General features: G+C 39.9%; 18 protein-coding genes. 5 read left to right on the forward strand and 13 right to left on the reverse strand.

Going from position 1 to position 18708, the window contains the following annotated elements:
* Positions 1-21 precede the first annotated feature (21 nt).
* Positions 22-690, reverse strand: a complete 669-nt coding sequence (locus tag J2S74_RS12540; protein ID WP_307326134.1) for a DUF4397 domain-containing protein — start codon at positions 688-690, stop codon at positions 22-24.
* Between the two features lie 97 nt (positions 691-787).
* Here J2S74_RS12540 and J2S74_RS12545 point away from each other — a divergent pair, with 97 nt between their 5' ends.
* The gene (locus J2S74_RS12545) at positions 788-2482 is read left to right on the forward strand and encodes an ABC-ATPase domain-containing protein (protein ID WP_307326135.1); all 1695 of its coding nucleotides are present in this window, start codon (positions 788-790) and stop codon (positions 2480-2482) included.
* A gap of 108 nt (positions 2483-2590) precedes the next feature.
* Here J2S74_RS12545 and msrB read toward each other — a convergent pair whose 3' ends face one another.
* From msrB to J2S74_RS12575, 6 genes are all read right to left on the reverse strand, one after another.
* Complete coding sequence (gene msrB, locus J2S74_RS12550; protein WP_307326136.1) at positions 2591-3022, reverse strand: peptide-methionine (R)-S-oxide reductase MsrB; 432 nt, start codon at positions 3020-3022, stop codon at positions 2591-2593.
* Positions 3019-3558 carry a peptide-methionine (S)-S-oxide reductase MsrA gene (msrA, locus tag J2S74_RS12555; protein ID WP_307326137.1) on the reverse strand — a complete coding sequence of 180 codons (540 nt, stop codon included), beginning with the start codon at positions 3556-3558 and terminating at the stop codon, positions 3019-3021. The genes msrB and msrA overlap by 4 nt, the downstream gene beginning before the upstream one ends.
* A 69-nt stretch (positions 3559-3627) precedes the next feature.
* A complete protein-coding gene (locus tag J2S74_RS12560) occupies positions 3628-3828 on the reverse strand; it encodes a fructosamine kinase family protein (RefSeq protein WP_307326138.1) in 201 nt (66 codons plus the stop codon).
* Positions 3829-4057: 229 nt separating this feature from the next.
* The gene (locus tag J2S74_RS12565; protein WP_307326139.1) at positions 4058-4984 is read right to left on the reverse strand and encodes a dipeptidase; all 927 of its coding nucleotides are present in this window, start codon (positions 4982-4984) and stop codon (positions 4058-4060) included.
* Positions 4985-5130: 146 nt separating this feature from the next.
* Positions 5131-6525 carry a class II fumarate hydratase gene (fumC, locus tag J2S74_RS12570; protein ID WP_307326140.1) on the reverse strand — a complete coding sequence of 465 codons (1395 nt, stop codon included), beginning with the start codon at positions 6523-6525 and terminating at the stop codon, positions 5131-5133.
* A gap of 55 nt (positions 6526-6580) precedes the next feature.
* A complete protein-coding gene (locus J2S74_RS12575; RefSeq protein ID WP_307326141.1) occupies positions 6581-6748 on the reverse strand; it encodes a hypothetical protein in 168 nt (55 codons plus the stop codon).
* Positions 6749-7149: 401 nt separating this feature from the next.
* Between J2S74_RS12575 and acsA the strand changes: the two genes are divergently transcribed.
* The 4 genes from acsA (at position 7150) to J2S74_RS12595 (ending at position 12268) form a co-directional block, all read left to right on the forward strand.
* On the forward strand, positions 7150-8862 hold the full coding sequence (acsA, locus tag J2S74_RS12580) for an acetate--CoA ligase (RefSeq protein ID WP_307326142.1): 1713 nt from the start codon (positions 7150-7152) through the stop codon (positions 8860-8862).
* A gap of 157 nt (positions 8863-9019) precedes the next feature.
* The gene (locus J2S74_RS12585; protein WP_307326143.1) at positions 9020-10432 is read left to right on the forward strand and encodes a sigma-54 interaction domain-containing protein; all 1413 of its coding nucleotides are present in this window, start codon (positions 9020-9022) and stop codon (positions 10430-10432) included.
* Between the two features lie 133 nt (positions 10433-10565).
* Positions 10566-11999 carry a lysine 2,3-aminomutase gene (kamA, locus tag J2S74_RS12590; protein ID WP_307326144.1) on the forward strand — a complete coding sequence of 478 codons (1434 nt, stop codon included), beginning with the start codon at positions 10566-10568 and terminating at the stop codon, positions 11997-11999.
* Positions 11993-12268 carry a YokU family protein gene (locus J2S74_RS12595; protein ID WP_370876008.1) on the forward strand — a complete coding sequence of 92 codons (276 nt, stop codon included), beginning with the start codon at positions 11993-11995 and terminating at the stop codon, positions 12266-12268. The genes kamA and J2S74_RS12595 overlap by 7 nt, the downstream gene beginning before the upstream one ends.
* A gap of 86 nt (positions 12269-12354) precedes the next feature.
* Here J2S74_RS12595 and ablB read toward each other — a convergent pair whose 3' ends face one another.
* From ablB to J2S74_RS12625, 6 genes are read right to left on the reverse strand one after another with little or no spacing between them, the layout of a single operon-like run.
* A complete protein-coding gene (ablB, locus tag J2S74_RS12600) occupies positions 12355-13182 on the reverse strand; it encodes a putative beta-lysine N-acetyltransferase (RefSeq protein WP_307326146.1) in 828 nt (275 codons plus the stop codon).
* A gap of 27 nt (positions 13183-13209) precedes the next feature.
* On the reverse strand, positions 13210-14553 hold the full coding sequence (gabT, locus tag J2S74_RS12605; protein WP_370876005.1) for a 4-aminobutyrate--2-oxoglutarate transaminase: 1344 nt from the start codon (positions 14551-14553) through the stop codon (positions 13210-13212).
* Positions 14550-15833, reverse strand: a complete 1284-nt coding sequence (locus J2S74_RS12610) for a peptidase (RefSeq protein ID WP_307326148.1) — start codon at positions 15831-15833, stop codon at positions 14550-14552. Before J2S74_RS12610 ends, gabT begins: the two co-directional genes overlap by 4 nt.
* On the reverse strand, positions 15830-16495 hold the full coding sequence (locus tag J2S74_RS12615; protein ID WP_307326149.1) for a 3-oxoacid CoA-transferase subunit B: 666 nt from the start codon (positions 16493-16495) through the stop codon (positions 15830-15832). The genes J2S74_RS12610 and J2S74_RS12615 overlap by 4 nt, the downstream gene beginning before the upstream one ends.
* A complete protein-coding gene (locus J2S74_RS12620; protein WP_307326150.1) occupies positions 16474-17172 on the reverse strand; it encodes a CoA transferase subunit A in 699 nt (232 codons plus the stop codon). The genes J2S74_RS12615 and J2S74_RS12620 overlap by 22 nt, the downstream gene beginning before the upstream one ends.
* Positions 17173-17186: 14 nt before the next feature.
* The gene (locus J2S74_RS12625) at positions 17187-18548 is read right to left on the reverse strand and encodes an aspartate aminotransferase family protein (RefSeq protein WP_307326151.1); all 1362 of its coding nucleotides are present in this window, start codon (positions 18546-18548) and stop codon (positions 17187-17189) included.
* Positions 18549-18708: the final 160 nt, after the last annotated feature.

An 18708-nucleotide genomic window follows, 5' to 3' on the forward strand; every position in this document is an offset into this window, starting at 1 on the left:
TTATCTCCACTCCTTTCCCTTTTATTTTAACAGGTCCTTTGTAATAACTACATCTAAACCAGGTTCTCCGTTAAATAACCCTAAAGTAAAAATGGAGTAATTTGCCCCTTCCATAAGTTGCAAATTAGGGATTTCGTATATAGTTGTTTCTTGCCTAGCAACATTTATTTTGATATCTTGGGTGCTAGGTTGAAGTTCTACATAGTCACTTGCTTGTGTATAGGTAAGGTTTTGTACAACTGGTTCATCTGTTACAATATCTACTGCCGAGGTATCAGGAGATAGATGTACAAATCTAATATGAGAAGAATCCTTATTCGGCTGAACAGTATCTGTTAACGTAAGTAATTCGAATTCTTCTTGTTGGCCTAAAATTGCTAATGTATAAAATTGGTTATCCTTTAATTTTAATTTTTCTTTAATAATTGGTTTTTCTTTCTTCGGGTCCGCCCCTTCTGGGAAAACTTTGATTTTATAAGAACCTGCAGGCATGTTCACATACTCTGAAATTTCCTTAAAAGGAATTTCGCTAAAAATATTTTCTTTCTTAAAGTAAACATCTACATTAGGGGCATCTGGAGAAGCATGTAAAAGACGAATATGTGTTCCTTGTACATCAGCAAATGCAGATGAATGGAATAATAAAGTTAATGATAAAATGAACCCAAGGGTGATTATTATTTTCTTCATCTATAACAACTCCTTATCATCGTTTTTTACAAAGTTAGGCTTTCCCTGTTAAATGTATTTATTCATGGGTAAATTTGAGAACAAGGGGGAATTTTTTATGTTGGCTTTACAGAAAAAAATGGATGATTTAGATGGAAAGGGATATAAGGCCCTAAAATCAATACAAGGTACATATAAAGGATCATTTTTTACTATGTTTATTGATTATGTTCAGGGGGATCCCTTTGCAAGTCCATCAAAGGTAAGAGTAATGGTTCCTTTAAACAGGACGGATCTTGATGTTTCTTTGTTTAAGATCACCCATCGGCGAATTGCTTTTGAATACTTTTTCGCTAAAACCATTGATGGGCAAATAAAAGCTACGAAAAATCCAATTAGGGGTACAGGAAAAAGCGGTCTATTAATGATTGATGCACCCGGTCAAGCAATGATAGATAGGACCGCGGTTAATATCTCTGAAGAGGGAATTGAATTTCGAATATTTGTTGGTCTCCCAGCTAGGGGGCGAACAATTTTAGGTAAACAGGGGAAGGAATTACTTTGCTCCCTCATACCAACAATTGTAGAGAAAACAGTAAACGATTATGACCGTGAGATCTTGCAGCGTAGTATACAATTAAGTGACGAACAACAAGAAATACGTACATATTTAAAAGAGAATGATTTTATTGCTTTCGTGGCTAATGGGTCCATATTGCCTCGCAAGAGTGGAGTGAGCCAGCTTCCGTTACAGGGAAATAACGTGATTCCATTTCAATCTCCTTCCAGTTATGAAATTTCTATCTCCCTTTCTAGTGGTAAAGTGATTCAAGGTATGGGAATTCCTAAGGGAATATCCATTATCGTTGGGGGAGGATATCACGGGAAAAGTACTCTGCTGCAAGCCTTAGAACGAGGAGTTTATAACCATTCATTAAGGGATGGGAGGGAATATGTCCTTGCGGATGACTCGGCCGTAAAAATTCGCTCAGAGGATGGGAGATCTGTTAATGATGTAAATATATCTCCTTTTATAAACGATTTACCATTTGGAAAAAGGACAGACAAATTTTCCACAGAAGACGCCAGTGGTAGTACTTCACAAGCGACCAATATAATGGAAGCACTGGAAGTTGATGCTAAAGTACTATTAATCGATGAAGACACAAGTGCTACCAACTTTATGATTCGGGACGGAAGAATGCAAAGATTAGTTAACAAAGAGAAGGAACCAATTACACCCTTCATTGATCGAGTAAGACAATTATTTATGGAGAAAGATGTGTCAACTGTATTAGTTATTGGTGGTTCGGGGGATTATTTTGATGTTGCAGATCATGTTATTATGATGGACAACTATATTCCATATGATCGGACTAGAGAGGCAAAGGAAATTGCTGAACAATATGAAACCAATAGAATACCTGAAAAAGGTACTGTATTTGAATCTGAATCTTTACGGGAGCTGGATTTAAAGAAAATTAACAAACTTTTGGACAGGAAGGAAAAGATAGATGTTAAAGGACTTGGGACAATAATTATTGGAAAAAGTAATGTCTACCTCCATAATGTGGAGCAGTTAATCGACGTTAGCCAAACAAGGGCTATTACGTATATACTAAAAGCTGTATTAAACGATTCAGGAAAACATGGCAATGAAGAGACCGTTCAATCACTGGTTGATAAGGTTATGACTATGATTGATAAGGAAGGTTTAGATTTCCTCTCCCATTCACGCGATCGATACCCAGTAGACCTTGCCAAACCAAGGAAATACGAAATTGCGGCAGCGTTGAACCGTATACGTTTATAAGAGAATTTAATAAGACTTTTAGGCTTGGCTGTACAGCGACATGAATACTAAAATGTGCTCATTTCACTGTTTAGTCCAAGCCTCTTATTTACGACTCTATAGGATTACTCATTTGGATTCAAACAAATAAGAAAGTTCTCCATACCCCTCTTTATCCAAGTCCTCCCGCGGGATAAACCTCAAGGCTGCTGAATTAATACAATACCGAAGCCCTGTTGGCGGGGGACCGTCCTCAAAAACATGCCCTAAGTGGGAATCCCCCTCCTTGCTCCTAACCTCTGTACGAACCATAAAATGAGAAAAATCTGCCTTTTCTACAATTTGATCCTCTTTAATTGGTTTAGTAAAGCTGGGCCATCCACAGTTTGAATCGAATTTATCCGTTGAACTGAATAAGGGTTCCCCCGAAACAATATCCACATAGACACCCTCTTCAAAGAAATCCCAATACTCATTGTGGAAGGGGCGTTCTGTTCCGTTATTTTGTGTTACTTCATACTGAATTTCCGTTAGTTTTTTCCTTAAATCTTCTTTACTCACTGCATGTCACCCCAGTTTTGTTTGATAAAATCTTCTCTCCCACTTCCCTTACGGTACATTTTATAATGGAGTGGGTTCTTCTTATGGTAGTCTTGATGATAATCCTCCGCAGGGTAAAAGGTAGAGGCCTTACGAATCTCCGTTACAATTGGTTTTTGGAATCTGCCGCTTTTCTCAAGGGCTTCTTTCGATTTCTCCGCTAAGGCCTTTTGTTCTTCATCATGATAGAAAATAGCCGTTTGGTAGGACTCCCCCCTATCATGGAACTGTCCACCTGGATCAGTAGGGTCAATTTGTGCCCAAAATAAATCCAGTAGCTTTTCATAAGGAAATACAGTTGGATCATATGTAATTTCTACCGCTTCAAGATGACCCGTTGTATTAGAGCATACCTCTTCATACGTGGGATTTTCTTTATGCCCGCCAGTATATCCTGATATAATACGTTGAATGCCCGGTTGCTCTTCAAAGGGGGAAACCATACACCAAAAGCATCCTCCGGCAAACGTTGCTTTCTTCCATTTTGTATCCGCCAAATTCTCTCACTCCTTCTATAACATTTAGTACTACGGATTACTATACCCATTTTCTTATTACTGTTGCAACTATAACAAAGGGGTATATCTATTTATAATCCCGTCCACTTGTTTTCCGTAGATTTCTCCAAATATATTCAAATGGACCAATAAGTAAAATAGCTGATAAATAGGTCTTCGATTTTCGTATTCCGGATCAATATCGTTAGTGCTCTTATACTCCTCATAAAAGGCACATGGTAAACCGCCAAATAACTCCGTAAACGCCAATTCAAACTCATTTACTGGAGAATTAACCCCTTTATCTTTGTATACTCATTTTCATACAAACCATAAATTTCCGGTACGCGAACCGCCCCTGTATTTCTCAGGGCATTTAGGCCGTCTATTGATAGGTTTTTGGCTTTTAGATGTATTGCCCGCTGCGGATATTATGAACGGTTAGATACAAACAACCAACCCTGATTATGGTTGGCTGTTTTGTTTTTATATTGAAAGATTACTTGTAAGGTAGGCTTTTTAAGATATTTTCAAAGGCAAATCCCCTAACCTCTTCTTCACTATACCTTTTCTGAAGTTCATTTATTAAGGTTTGATATTTTCCTGCATTCTCCAAATCTTTTACATAATAAGAAATCCCGTCAAAGTCTGAGCCGAATGCAATATGTTCCTTTCCACCAAGCTCACAGAAGTGATCCACATGTCTTAGTAAGTCATCAATAGTGGCTTCCTCTTCACCTGAAATAAATGGTGGATTAAAAACTAATCCAATAAAACCATTTTTGTTGAAAAGTGCTTGCGCCTGCTCATCTGTTAAATTCCGTCGATGATCACAGATCGTTTTGGAGTTAGAGTGGGTTGCTACAGGGTAATCTGCTGATTTAATCACATCCCAAAATCCAGCTTCACTCAAGTGGGATACGTCCGTTAACACACGATTTTCATTGTTTAATTTAACTACTTCGAAACCTAACTCTGTTAAACCGCCCCCTCGTGGTTCACCTGCACCATCTGCACAGAGGTTAGCATTGTTCCAAGTAAGTCCAATAGATTTTACACCTAACTGGTAAAGGGTTCGCAATTTCATTAAATCATTCCCGAAGGCATCTGCTCCCTCTAATGTAAGTACAGCACCAATTTCACCATCTTTTAATTGACCAATATCTTCCCATTGAGAAATTTTCTTTATTTTCTCGTGTTTACCAACTACTTCCGTATGAAAAAGATCTACTTGCTCTAGTGCATACTGGAATTTTTGGTCACTCGGGTGTTCTGGGTAAAGGAATATGGCAAAAAACTGTAATTGTACCTTTCCTGTTTGCAGCCTTTCATAATTGGTTTCTAAAATAGGGTGATTCGTAAAAGAACGATTACGATCCTCCCATAGCTTCAATAAAGCATCACAATGTAAGTCGAAAATTTTCATATAAGCCGCCTCCTCCATTTTCAACAGTACCACAGAAAATTTATAATTGTCCATTAATTCCCAGAGAATTAAGGGTACTATGCCCCATATGATAAAAGGCTCAGCTTGCATTCCCTTCAAAGGGTTTAGCTGAACCTTGAAATTAATTATTCTGATGGGTGGATCATTTTTGCTGGGTCCACATATTGGTCAAATTCTTCCTCCGTTAAATAGCCTAATGCTAGAGTTGCATCCTTTAATGTAGTTTTTTCCCGGAAAGCCTTCTTAGCAATTTCCGCCGCTTTTTCGTACCCAATGTAAGGATTCAATGCAGTAACAAGCATGAGAGAATTCTTCATATGCTCTTGGATAACTTCTTTATTTGCCTCAATCCCCACCACACATTTGTCGTTAAAGGAATCCATCGCATCGCTGAGTAATCTCACTGATTGCAAGAAATTATAGATGATCACAGGCTTAAATACGTTTAATTCAAAATTACCTTGGCTTGAAGCAAAGCCAATAGTGGCATCATTACCGAATATTTGTGAAACTACCATGGTCAATGCTTCACTTTGTGTTGGATTTACCTTTCCTGGCATTATAGAGCTTCCCGGTTCATTAGCAGGGATAGCAATCTCCCCGATCCCGGACCTAGGGCCGCTTGCCAGCCAACGAACATCATTGGCTATTTTCATTAAATCAGCAGCTAGTGCTTTGAGAGCACCGTGAACATAGGTGATTTCATCATGGCTCGTTAGTGCATGAAACTTGTTTTTGGAAGAGTAAAATTGCTCTCCAGTAATTCGGGAAATTTCCTCCGAAGTATACTCACTGAATTTCGGGTGGGCGTTAATTCCTGTCCCCACTGCTGTACCGCCAATGGCAAGATAACGTAGGTGCTCCGAAGATTCCTTAATCATTTCTTCACATTTAATTAGCATATGCTCCCATCCGCTGAACTCCTGACCTAAGGTTAAAGGAGTTGCGTCCTGTAAATGAGTGCGGCCGATTTTAATAATGTCTTTAAACTCTTCTTTCTTTTTCTGAATGGAAGTTCTTAAGCGTGATAATGAAGGAAGTAATCGCTCGTTTACACTTTTAAGGGCAGCAATGTGCATAGCAGTTGGGAAGGTGTCGTTAGAGCTTTGGGATCGATTCACATCATCATTTGGATGGATGCGAAGTTCTTCTCCAATGTCGGCTAATTTTTCATTTCCACGACGAGCAACAACCTCATTCATATTCATGTTCGATTGGGTGCCGCTTCCCGTTTGCCAAACGACCAGTGGAAAATGTGTAAGGCTTTCTTCTCCACTTTCCCTGAGTTCTTTACAGACCTCTTGAATCATTGCACCCTTCTTTTCCTCGATCTTTCCAAGGCGAAGGTTTGCTGCAGCACAAGCTTCCTTTAAAATAGTAAATGCTTCCACCACTTCACTCGGCATTTTTTCTGTACCGATCTTAAAATTCTCTAGGCTGCGTTGTGTTTGTGCTCCCCACCATTTATCAGCAGGAACCTCAACTTCTCCAAGGGTATCCTTTTCGATACGAGTCTTCACAGGTATCGCCTCCTATGTAATTCTTCTTAATAAACTTCCCCATAATGGCCGTACATTAAACAGTTATATTTAATAAAACTGCTGCAGCATCAAATTGAGTTGCTAATACATAAATAATCAGTCCCACAATTCCAACCCCAATAACAAACTTAAGAATTTTACCTACAATTCTCAATAACACAAATCCAATAACAATCAACACAAGCACTGTTAAAAAATCCATTTCTATTCCTCCCCCATCTAGACCTTGTCTAAATTTTAGTAGTTTTTTAAACTTACCCTAGTGGAACACCTTCAAATATAATAAAAACAATATATCAAATTCACCGTACAATTCCATTGTGAAAAAATCAAGGAAAAAAGAGATTCATAGTGTTATTTTTCCTTCTTTAAAATAAGGTACAAGTGCGGACCTCTATAAAACCATCTGTATTGTACGTTTTGGACAAATATGTTTACCAGAAGCATTCTTGTTTTGTTTTGGAAACGCGCATTTTGGGCGAAGGTTAAATTACAAACCCCTCCTTAAAACCCCAAACTTATAATTTGAAGTTTCTGAATATTACGTTTATGATTAACGTAAATTGGTACAATAAAGGTTAATTTTTTAGGAGGTGCTCACAAATGGAAATATTACAACCGAAAAAAGGAGATTACCAGCTTAAAGATTACGACCAAACGAGAGACAATTTCAGCTGGGAAGGTGTGAAAAAAGTTTTTTCTTGGTCAAAAACAGGAAGAGTGAATATGGCTCATGAGGTAATTGACCGGCATGTGGAGGAAGGTCGCGGCGACAAGGCAGCACTTCTCTATTCCGATGCTAATCGCGACGAAATGTATACGTTTGCACAACTGAAGGAGAAAACAAATCAAGCTGCCCATATGTTTAAAAACATTAATGTCCAAAAAGGAGACCGGGTCTTCATCTTTATGCCACGAACGCCGGAATTATATATTTCTCTTTTAGGTGCAATTAAGGTTGGTGCTGTTGTGGGACCGTTATTTGAAGCCTTTATGAAGGATGCGGTGAAGGCACGACTAGAGGATAGTGAAGCGAAGGTCCTTGTTACGACTCCTGAACTTCTTACGAGGGTACCGCACAAGGAGCTCCCTCACTTAGAAACTATTATTCTAGTCGGCCCCCACAATGAAACAGGCGATAAATTCGTTTCCTACGCTGAAGAAATGAAAGCTGCTGCAACAGACGATTCAGCCATTCAATGGGTAGACTTAGAGGATGGGCTAATCCTCCATTACACCTCTGGTTCCACCGGTAAACCTAAAGGGGTATACCATGTCCATAATGCCATGCTGCAACACTATCAAACTGGCAAATGGGTGTTGGACTTAAATGAAGACGATATATACTGGTGTACAGCGGATCCCGGCTGGGTGACAGGGACTTCCTACGGTATTTTTGCACCATGGTTGAATGGGGTAACAAATGTTGTCAGGGGTGGGCGTTTCTCTCCGGATGATTGGTACGCGACCCTTGAGAAAAATAAAGTAACCGTCTGGTACAGTGCACCGACAGCTTTCCGTATGCTTATGGCAACTGACCCAGCTACGGTCAAGAAATATGACCTCTCCACTGTTCGCCATATCTTAAGTGTTGGTGAACCTCTAAATCCTGAGGTAGTACGATGGGGCTATGATGTCTATAAGCTTCGCATTCATGATACATGGTGGATGACAGAGACTGGTGCCATGCTCATTTGTAACTACCAATCGGAGCCTATTAAACCTGGTTCCATGGGTAAACCTATTCCAGGGGTAGAAGCCGCAATTATCAACGACAAAGGGGAAGAGCTGCCACCATATGAAATGGGTCATTTAGCTATAAAAACTGGCTGGCCGTCCATGATGCGGAAAATTTGGAAAAACGAACCGAAATATAACGAGTATTTCGCTATTAAGGGGTGGTACGTCTCTGGTGATACGGCTTATCGTGATGAGGATGGCTACTTCTGGTTCCAAGGAAGAAATGACGATGTTATTAACACCTCTGGTGAGCGTGTCGGTCCATTTGAGATCGAAAGTAAGCTAGTGGAGCACCCTGCCGTTGCGGAGGCTGGTGTTATTGGAAAACCAGATGAAATTCGCGGTCAGATTATTAAAGCATTTATCTCGTTAAGGGAAGGCTATGAGTATAGTGAAGACCTGAAGGAAGAAATCCAAGCCTTTATAAAAAATGAGCTATCTGCTCATGCTGTTCCCCGTGAGATCGAATACAAGGAAAAGCTGCCAAAAACCCGTAGTGGAAAAATTATGCGCCGAGTATTAAAAGCCTGGGAATTAAATGAACCAACTGGTGACCTTTCCACACTGGAAGATTAATTGCAAGGGTATAGCAAAAGGTTATAAACATACCTTTTGCTATGCTCTTTTTTTCCTTGATGGGACAAGATTAATAAGCGTATGATACTAGTATCGGTATGCCGAAATTCAGGCACCGCCCAACGATTTTTCGGCAGTACAAAAGGGGGAATTTCTTTTGTTTGCATCAGAAACTGACACGAAAGAAATGTTAAAGGCGATTCTTTCCAGTATTGATGAGGGTATTCATGTGGTGGACAGTCGTGGAATCACTATCTATTACAATAAGATTGCTGCCGAACATGACGGTTTAAAAAGCGAGGAAGTCATTGGGAAGCCCTTACTGGAAGTTTTCCCCTCACTTTCACCGCAAACGAGCACAATGCTTAAAGTCATTGAAACTGGGAAACCTATTTACAATCGTCATCAAACGTATCGGAATATTAGGGGAAAACTAATTGATACGGTAAACACCACGATACCTATAATCACAAATGATAAAGTATTAGGGGCAGTAGAAATTGCGAAGGATTATTCTAGAATCAAGGAGCTCTCTAATAAACTTATTGATTTGCAAACAAAAATTGACCGCCGTCAAAATAAAGCCGAAAAGATTAATGATAATCAGGCTTCTTATAGTTTCCGAGACATCATTACGAACGACCCGAATATGAAGCGTTTGATAACTAAGGCTAAAAAAGTAGCACAAACCTCCTCCCCTATTTTTGTTTACGGAGAAACAGGTACTGGAAAGGAACTCCTTGTACAAAGTATTCATCAAGCATCCCCTAGAAAAAACGGACCTTTCATTTCTCAAAACTGTGCTGCCATACCTGAAACATTATTGGAAAGTACGTTATTTGGTACTACAAAGGGGAGTTTTACAGGGGCGGAAAACAGGGAAGGATTATTTGAATTAGCCCATGGGGGGACTTTATTTTTAGATGAAATACATACCCTCTCATACGATTTGCAGGCGAAGCTCTTACGTGTGTTGGAGGATGGGGTAATCCGCAGAGTTGGCTCAAATAAAAGTGTAAAAACGGACGTACGTATCTTAGTAGCCACAAATGAGACACCCGAAAAGCTATTAAACAAGGAAACTCTCCGAAAGGATTTGTATTATCGGCTAAATGTTGTTTCCCTTTCCATCCCACCTCTAAGGGATAGGATGGGAGATATAGAACAATTGACAGTCTCCTTTATAGAACACTTTAACCATAAATTCCATAAACAAATTTATGGATTGGAAAACAATGCCTTACTTATTTTTAAAAATTATCATTGGCCAGGAAACATTCGTGAATTACGCCATTGTGTGGAATCAGCCATGAACCTTGTGGATGGCCCCTATATTCAACAAGATGACTTACCAGAGGAAATAATAGCACATGTTTCCCATGAAAATAAAACCCACCATCACCTTGCATTAATGGAAGGACTAGGATTGAAGGATGCCGTTGAAAGGCTTGAAATGGAACTGATCCAAACTAAACTGACAGAAACAGATGGAAATGTAAATAAAGCTGCTAGGCTCCTGAAAATTCCTCGACAAACATTGCAATATAAAATAGCCAAATACGACCTCTAAACATAACGCCGGATTTTCGGCGTTTTTTTATTCCCCTTTAAGAGAAAAACCTTCATTTTCCTTATTCTAAATTTGGCACGAAACTTGCATTATTATAAAAGTAATTAACTTGCACCTTTGAGGAGGTAAATTAATGAAGATGGATTTATATAAACCAGCTAGACATTGGAAAGAAATCGAACTATGGAAGGATGTTCCCGAAGAAAAATGGAATGATTGGATGTGGCAATTAACCAACACAATCCGTACATTAGATGATTTAAAAAAGGTCATTCATTTAACACCCGAGGAAGAAGAAGGAGTTCGCATATCAACAAAGACGATCCCTTTAAACATTACACCCTATTATGCATCATTAATGAATCCCGATGACCCACGCTGTCCAATACGTATGCAATCTGTTCCCGTATCTGAAGAAATTAAGAAAACAAAATATGACTTAGAGGATCCCCTATCAGAGGATGATGATTCCCCTGTTCCTGGTCTTACCCACCGTTACCCAGACCGCGTCTTATTTCTCGTAACTAACCAATGCTCCATGTATTGCCGCTATTGTACCCGTCGGAGATTCTCTGGGCAAATTGGCATGGGAGTACCGAAAAAACAGCTTGACGGGGCAATTGAATATATTAAAAATACACCTGAGGTAAGGGATGTCTTAATTTCAGGTGGAGATGGTTTATTAATAAATGACCAAATACTTGAATATATTTTAAAAAACCTTCGTGCTATTGATCATGTGGAAATTATCCGAATTGGGACGAGGGCCCCTGTGGTTTTCCCGCAGCGAATCACAGAAAAGCTATGTAATATATTGAAGAAATATCATCCTGTATGGCTTAACACCCACTTTAATACCTCGCTGGAAATTACGGAAGAATCTAAAAAGGCTTGTGAAATGTTGGCAGATGCGGGAGTCCCTCTTGGGAACCAAGCAGTTATTCTAGCTGGGATTAACGACAGTGTGGAAATCATGAAGAAGTTGATGCACGACTTAGTGAAGATTCGGGTACGACCTTACTATATTTATCAATGTGACCTATCAGAAGGAATTGGGCATTTCCGAGCGCCAGTATCAAAAGGATTGGAGATAATGGAAGGCCTAAGAGGCCACACCTCAGGATACGCTGTGCCACAATTTGTCGTGGATGCCCCTGGCGGAGGTGGAAAAATTACGTTGCAGCCAAATTATTTAATCTCTCAAAGTCACGATAAAGTGGTGCTAAGGAACTTTGAAGGAGTTATTACCTCCTATCCTGAGCCACAAAATTATACCCCTGGAACTGCAGAAGATTATTTCTATTCCTATTACGAGAAGAAACAAAAGAAAAGGGTTGGTATTTCAGCATTAATGAATGACGATGAGTCTCATTTAGTTCCTGAAGGGCTGAAACGGTTAGATAGACGCAAAAGCTACGAACAGGACATTTCCCATCAATCTTTAAAAAATCAGCGTGAGAAAAGAGATAAAATGAAGGAAAGAAAATGGAAAAAAGAGCTTGAACGTATGAAGGAGTCCGAAAAGAAAGAACAGACATCAAACAATACAGGAGGCGTTCAATATTGATTTGTAACTGGTGTCAACATGAAGGAGCAGTTGAGGCCCAAAAAACTGCTTTTTGGGAACTCCCAGATGGAACAAGGGCAGTGGAGATAACCAATGTCCCTTCCATACAATGTCCTAACTGTGAAATGACCTATATTGACGATGATATAATTGATGAAATAGAGGATCAATTTATGCTCATTGATACAGAGAAACTTCCTAATTCCTTTACCTATCAACAATTTATGAACCAGCCAAAGCTATTAAAAAAGAATTATTTTAAATTCTAGGCGCTGGAGTCGCCGCCTTCCGCTTCTCCAAGCTGCAACAAAGTTTGAGAAAGAAGCCAGATTTTAAATAAAGAGGAACCCAACAGTTAAAGTTTGGGTTCCTTTTTGGGTTCCTTTTCGAGTTTCTTCGTCCAAACATTCATGTCCTCGAATCCAGTGGAAATGACGCAGTTATTGGTTAAAGTCCCTTCGTAAACATAACCTAAACGTTTAACGGTCAAGTTCATTCCCACGGATTTGGCCCTTGTAATGGAATAGGCATGATAGATTCCTTTTTTTATCAATTCCTTTTCGAGAGCTAAAATGATACCGTACAAAACTTGATTTCCACGATAATCTGGATGAACTGCACAATCGGTTATTTCCGCACTTCCATAGCCAGATTCCATAGCTGAGGCAGCACCAATAATTTTTCCTGCTTCATTTTTGGCTACTATAAATGTATAATTCTGTTCTCCCGCTTTCCTTAAGTAATTTGGGTCATAAATGTCCGTTGGATAGACGGGGAACACTATTTCAAATAACTCAGCTAAATCATTCCATTCCGTATCCCCCACCAACTCTACTGAAAAATTAGTTATTATCAAATTAGAAAGATCCTTGCTATCCATCTGAACAAGTGCCATTACCTCTTTATTTTCAGACGCAGTCTTTGATGCGGACCTTCTCTCATTTCCATAATAGGAGAAGATACAAGCCTTTTTCCCTTGAAAAAATCCAGACATCTCCGCCTCAAATTGGAAGCCCAGTTCACTTAACCCCTTACTGTCCCTTTCTAAGGAAAAAATAATCAGTTTTCCAAGTGACTCAGTTTTAAACCGGGTAAATATTTCCATCAATTCTCCCTTTTCCATACTTGGTAAATAAGCTACTATCCTATCATTTTGTCTATCCAGCTCCCACTGATTTTCCATAACATCACATCCATTAGCTGCTAGAATTTATTTTCTAGTACATAAGACGTCTAACACAGACTCGAGTATTTCTAAACCTTCTTCCAGTTCCTCATCCTTTATCACAAGGGGAGATAACACCCGTAATACATTACCATATAGCCCCGCTCCCATAATTATTAATCCCTTTTGAATACAAACTTGAATTATTTCATGTGTTAATTCTTTGTTAGGTTCCTTTAATTTCTTATCCACCACTAACTCCATGGCATTCATTGCACCTATTCCCCTAACATCTCCTACCTCTTCGAACTTATCTTTAAACCGATGAAATGCTTCCATTACCATGGCCCCAATTTCCCTTGCCCTTTCAGGTAAACCTTCCGTCTCCATCATCTCGATAACCTTTAATGCAGCAACACAACCGAGGGGACTTCCGCCATAGGTACCACCAATTTCACCAACACCTGGAGCATCCATGATTTCTGCACGTCCCGTTACTGCACTTATGGGAAGCCCGGCGCCAATGGATTTGGACATGGTCATGATATCTGGTACCACATCAAAATGTTCGGAGGCAAACATTCGACCAGTCCTGCCAAAACCTGTTTGAATTTCATCTGCAATAAATACTATTCCATACTTTTCACAAATCTCCTTTACCTTTTGGATAAATGATTTACTTGGAACCACAAAGCCTCCTTCCCCTTGAACAGGTTCTACAATGATGGCCGCCGTCTCTTCTGCAGACACTTCTGAGAGAAAGAAGGTTTCTAATCTGCGGATACATTCTTGGTCCACCTCTTCATTGGTCATCCCTTCTGGCTTGCGAAAATAATACGGATACATCATTTTATACGTTTCCCCTACGAAGGGGCCGAACTCATACTTATACGGTTTTACCTTACTAGTTAAGGACATGGCCATATACGTTCTACCGTGAAAGCCACGGTCAAAAGAGATAACGGCTTTTCTACCCGTATATTTCCTTGCAATCTTAACGGCATTTTCCACTGCTTCTGCTCCACTGTTTAGGAAAAAAGTCTTTTTATAATGTTCCCCAGGGGTTATTTTATTTAATTTCTCTGCTAACTCAATATAAGGCTCATACATCATCACGTGAAAACATGGGTGCAAATAGTTGTCTAATTGCTTCTTTAAAGCTTCAACTACTGCAGGTGGACAATGTCCCGCGTTTAGTGACCCTATTGCCCCTGCAAAATCTATAAATCTATTACCATCTACATCTGTTAAGATTGCTCCCTTTCCCTTAGCCGCAAAGGTGGATGCAGTATTAAAAGGGCCCCTTGGAACATTATTTACCTTTCTTTCAAGAAGCTCACTAGCCTTAGGACCAGGAATAACAGGTTTTATAGCGTCTTTCTTTCTCACGACCATTCTCTCCCTTCCTTTTCCCGGTTACACCACTCATAAACAGTGTTTGCAATTATCTCGGCACATTGGAGTACTTTTTCCACTTCAATATATTCATTGGCGTAATGGGCCAAATTAGTGATACCCGGTCCAAATACAATGGACGGTGTGTTGCCAACAGCGGTTAATAATCCTCCATCTGTTCCCCACGGAGCTGCTTCTACCTCGGGCGTTTTACCCATTACCTTTTCAAAATTACTAGTTAACAAACTCATAAGGGGGTGGTCTGTCTCGATGGAACCAGGGAACCAACGTGCCCCAAACCATTCTAATTTGACAGGGTGTTTCTGAAACCAATCATCCTTTTCCCCTAATTTCTTGACCCATTCTCTAAATTCTTCTTTTGCTGCCTCCACTGTTTCATCAGGGGAAATGCCACATCTCCCCTCAATTTTCACAAGATCGGGTACGGATGAAGGCCAATCTCCCCCTTCTATTACGCCCACATTTATAGGAATCGGGATAGGTACTTTAGAAAACAACGGATCCGTTATGCGATTATTACGAACCCTTTCTAATTCCTTTAAGGCTATTAAGACTGTTTGTGCTTTTTCAATGGCATTTACCCCTTCGTAAGGAGTTCCCCCATGGGCAGATGCCCCCTTAACATAAAGGCGGAACCACATAGACCCTTGTTGCTTTGGGAAAATTTTCATTTTCGTAGGCTCAGGAATAATTGCTGCATCCCCTGTATAGCCCTTTAAAATAGCCGCTAACGTTCCAGCACCGCCGCTCTCCTCTTCTATAACACTATGAAAAATAATGTCGCCTTTCATCGAAAGATCGAGATCCTTAAGGGCCTTGAGAGCAAAGAGCATTGCGGCATTTCCACCCTTCATATCAGTGGAACCTCGTCCATATATTTTTCCATCCTTATAGGTTCCTGAATAAGGGTCCTCCTCCCAATTCGTTAAATCCCCTTCTGGCACCACATCAATATGCCCATTCAAAACAATGGAGTGGCCATTTCCTTTCCCTTTTTTTACTCCAACTACATTTGGGCTTCCCACAAATGACTCCCTTGCAGAAATAAAGGCTTCGTGTTTTACTAACTCCTCTCCCCTTGGTTCCCACATATCTACTTCAAAGTCCAATTCCTGGAGCCATTTTTTTGTTAAATACTGTATACCTGCTTCATTCATTTGTGTAGAAGGCTCTTGCACCATTGTCTTCAGCATTCCAATTAATTTCCACTGATGATCTATCATCCAGTTATGGATAAGCTCGTTTCTAGTCATTTTATATCCCCCTTCAACAGTTTATTCGTTATGACAACGGAAGCGTTGGTCTTTGCTAATACATCCTCCACACAAAATGGGGCAAACACTTCTTCAAGAACTAACTGTTGATCAGAAATTGTAAACACTGCCATGTCTGTAATTACCATGTCTACACATGCCTTTGCCGTTACAGGTAACTTACATTCCTTTACGATTTTTGAATGACCATTCTTGTCCGTTTGGTTCATTAAGACAATAACCTTTTTTGCCTTTTGCGCAAGCTCTAACGCCCCTCCCATTCCAGGTACCCGTTTTCCCGGTACAATCCAATTGGCTAAATCCCCTTGTTCACTTACTTCTAAAGCTCCTAAAATGGTCATATCCAATAAGCCGCGGCGAATGAGGGCGAAGGCGGTAGCACTGTCAAAATAAGCTGCCCCTTTTACAGTTGTAATGGGAAAACCCCCAGCATTGCATAAATTAGGATTTTCCTCCCCTTTTATAGGACTAGGTCCTGTTCCGAGGACTCCGTTTTCTGCATGAAACATTACTGCTTTATCCCCAATGTAATCAGCAACAAGGGTTGGAATTCCAATTCCTAAATTGACAATCATTCCATCCATAATTTCCTGTGCCGCTCGCTTGGCAATAGAATGCCTCACTTCTCTTCCCATGCCCATTGCCAATTCACCCCTTCACTTTGAACCACATAATCTACGAAGGCACCTGGAGTTACTATTTCCTCCGGGTCCAACTCTCCCATATCCACGATTTGTTCTACTTCAGCAATGGTTATGTCCCCTGCCATAGCCACAAGTGGGTTTGTATTTCTAGCACTCGTATCGTAAACTAAATTGCCAAAGGGGTCCCCTTTTTTTGCATAAACGATGGACACATCTGCAGTTAAAGCAGTCTCTATTAAAAACTGTCGGCCGTTAACGGTAACTTTTTCCTTCCCTTTTTCCACAAAGGGGTGCCCCACACCAACATCTACTAAGACTCCACCTAAACCAACACCTCCGGCCCTGATCCGTTCTGCTAAGCTTCCTTGGGGTGAAAACTCTATTTCTAATTCCCCATTGGTCATTTGCTTTCCAGCGTTTGGATTGGAACCAATATGGCTTGCAATTAACTTCGTTAATCTCTTATCCGTTACTAACTTTCCAACACCGATATGGGGAAAGCCTGCGTCATTACAAATTAACGTTAAGTTTTTTATATTATTTTTTAGTAAATAATCAATAATGGTGGGTGGATTGCCTACTCCCCCAAATCCCCCAGCCATTATAGTCATTCCGTTTTTAATGCATTGACCTGCCTTTTCTATGGACACTACCTTTTTCAGCTTCGTTACCATTTCCCAAGTCCTCCTCAAATGACCGAATGAAAATAGCCTTGGATTTGTAATTCATCTTGGATTTCTTTTATGACATTTTCAAAAATAGAGACCAGTTTATCTATTTCTTCCTTTTTGATTGTCAGTGGTGGGGCTACAATAATAGCGTCCCCTCTCATTCCTTCCAAGCCTGCAGATGCCGGGTAAACGAGTAAGCCTTTTTCCATAGATTTCTTGACCACTGCATTTGTCACATTTACCTCCTCAGAGAATGGAAGTTTGTTGAAAATATTAGACACAAACTCCACTCCAGTTAAAAGGCCTTTCCCCCTTACATCACCAATGATCGGGTATTTTTTCTGCAGTTGTGTTAACTGATTTATTAAATAATTTCCTTTTTTCTCTGATTGTTCCACAAGCATATGTTTTTCCATATATTCTAAAACTGCTAATCCAACAGCTGTAGATTGAGGGTTAGCACTATACGTATGACCGCTCATAATTAGCTTTGACCCTGATCTGATAGGTTCCATTACTTTTTCACTTATCATCGTAGCTGCAAGGGGGGTATAACCTGCACTTAAGCCTTTACCAATGGCAATTATATCCGGGACTACACTCCAATAATCTATGGCAAATGGTTTCCCGCATCTCCCTATCCCTGTCATCACTTCATCGGCTATAAACAATATTTCGTGACGATCACAAATCTCACGAATTTTCTCATAATAACCATCTGGCGGTACTACAGCCGCTCCTGAAGCACCAATAATAGGTTCGGCAATAAACGCAGCAATGTTATCAGCCCCAATACGATAGATAGCACGTTCTAATTCATTAGCACACTTTAACTGACACTCTGGATAGCTCTGATCAAATGGGCAGCGATAACAATACGGGGGGTCTATTGTTGGAAAATCTTCCAATAGGGGAACGAATCTCGCCCTTCTCACTTCATGACCGGACATAGATAATGCCCCCAAAGTTATACCGTGGTAACTCATCCATCTAGATAAGATCTTTGTTTTAGTAGGGCGCCCCTTTTCTTGCCAATACTGAATGGCTACCTTCAATGCTGTTTCTGTTGCTTCCGATCCACTATTAACAAAAAAAGACCAATTTACATCACCTGGAGCCCAATCCTTTAGCTTCCATGCAAGCTTTTCTGCAGGTGTACTTGTAAATTGAGACCGGTACACAAAGGACACCTTTTCTCCCTGTTTTTTCATTACTTCTGCAATTTCTAGAACGCCGTGACCAATACTTGCTGTTACTGCACCACTAGATCCATCTATATATTCTTTTCCTTCAGAATCGTATAGATAAATACCTTTACCATATTCAGCAATAGGGTAATCTTCGTCTAAAAAGGGCTTCACTAAGAAACTTTTATTCACAGATAGCACCTCCCTCATTTAAAATAAAAGACAAAGAAGGGTAAAACATGGCAATGGATATTTAAATGATTTTCCTTGCCTATACTTCCATCGTATTCAAACTTCAATTGTCTGACTATTCTCTCTTTTGACTGAAAATTCGTTGTTGTTTTTTATACAC

This window comes from Evansella vedderi, from assembly GCF_030813435.1.
GTDB lineage: Bacteria > Bacillota > Bacilli > Bacillales > Salisediminibacteriaceae > Evansella > Evansella vedderi.

What these genes read in the sequence shown, in the direction of transcription:
- J2S74_RS12540 (WP_307326134.1), bottom strand. Translation starts at nt 690, where the DNA reads ATGAAGAAAATAATAATCACCCTTGGGTTCATTTTATCATTAACTTTA.
- J2S74_RS12545 (WP_307326135.1), top strand. Translation starts at nt 788, where the DNA reads ATGTTGGCTTTACAGAAAAAAATGGATGATTTAGATGGAAAGGGATAT.
- J2S74_RS12565 (WP_307326139.1), bottom strand. Translation starts at nt 4,984, where the DNA reads ATGAAAATTTTCGACTTACATTGTGATGCTTTATTGAAGCTATGGGAG.
- J2S74_RS12575 (WP_307326141.1), bottom strand. Translation starts at nt 6,748, where the DNA reads ATGGATTTTTTAACAGTGCTTGTGTTGATTGTTATTGGATTTGTGTTA.
- acsA (WP_307326142.1), top strand. Translation starts at nt 7,150, where the DNA reads ATGGAAATATTACAACCGAAAAAAGGAGATTACCAGCTTAAAGATTAC.
- kamA (WP_307326144.1), top strand. Translation starts at nt 10,566, where the DNA reads ATGAAGATGGATTTATATAAACCAGCTAGACATTGGAAAGAAATCGAA.
- ablB (WP_307326146.1), bottom strand. Translation starts at nt 13,182, where the DNA reads ATGGAAAATCAGTGGGAGCTGGATAGACAAAATGATAGGATAGTAGCT.
- J2S74_RS12610 (WP_307326148.1), bottom strand. Translation starts at nt 15,833, where the DNA reads ATGACTAGAAACGAGCTTATCCATAACTGGATGATAGATCATCAGTGG.
- J2S74_RS12615 (WP_307326149.1), bottom strand. Translation starts at nt 16,495, where the DNA reads ATGGGCATGGGAAGAGAAGTGAGGCATTCTATTGCCAAGCGAGCGGCA.
- J2S74_RS12620 (WP_307326150.1), bottom strand. Translation starts at nt 17,172, where the DNA reads ATGGTAACGAAGCTGAAAAAGGTAGTGTCCATAGAAAAGGCAGGTCAA.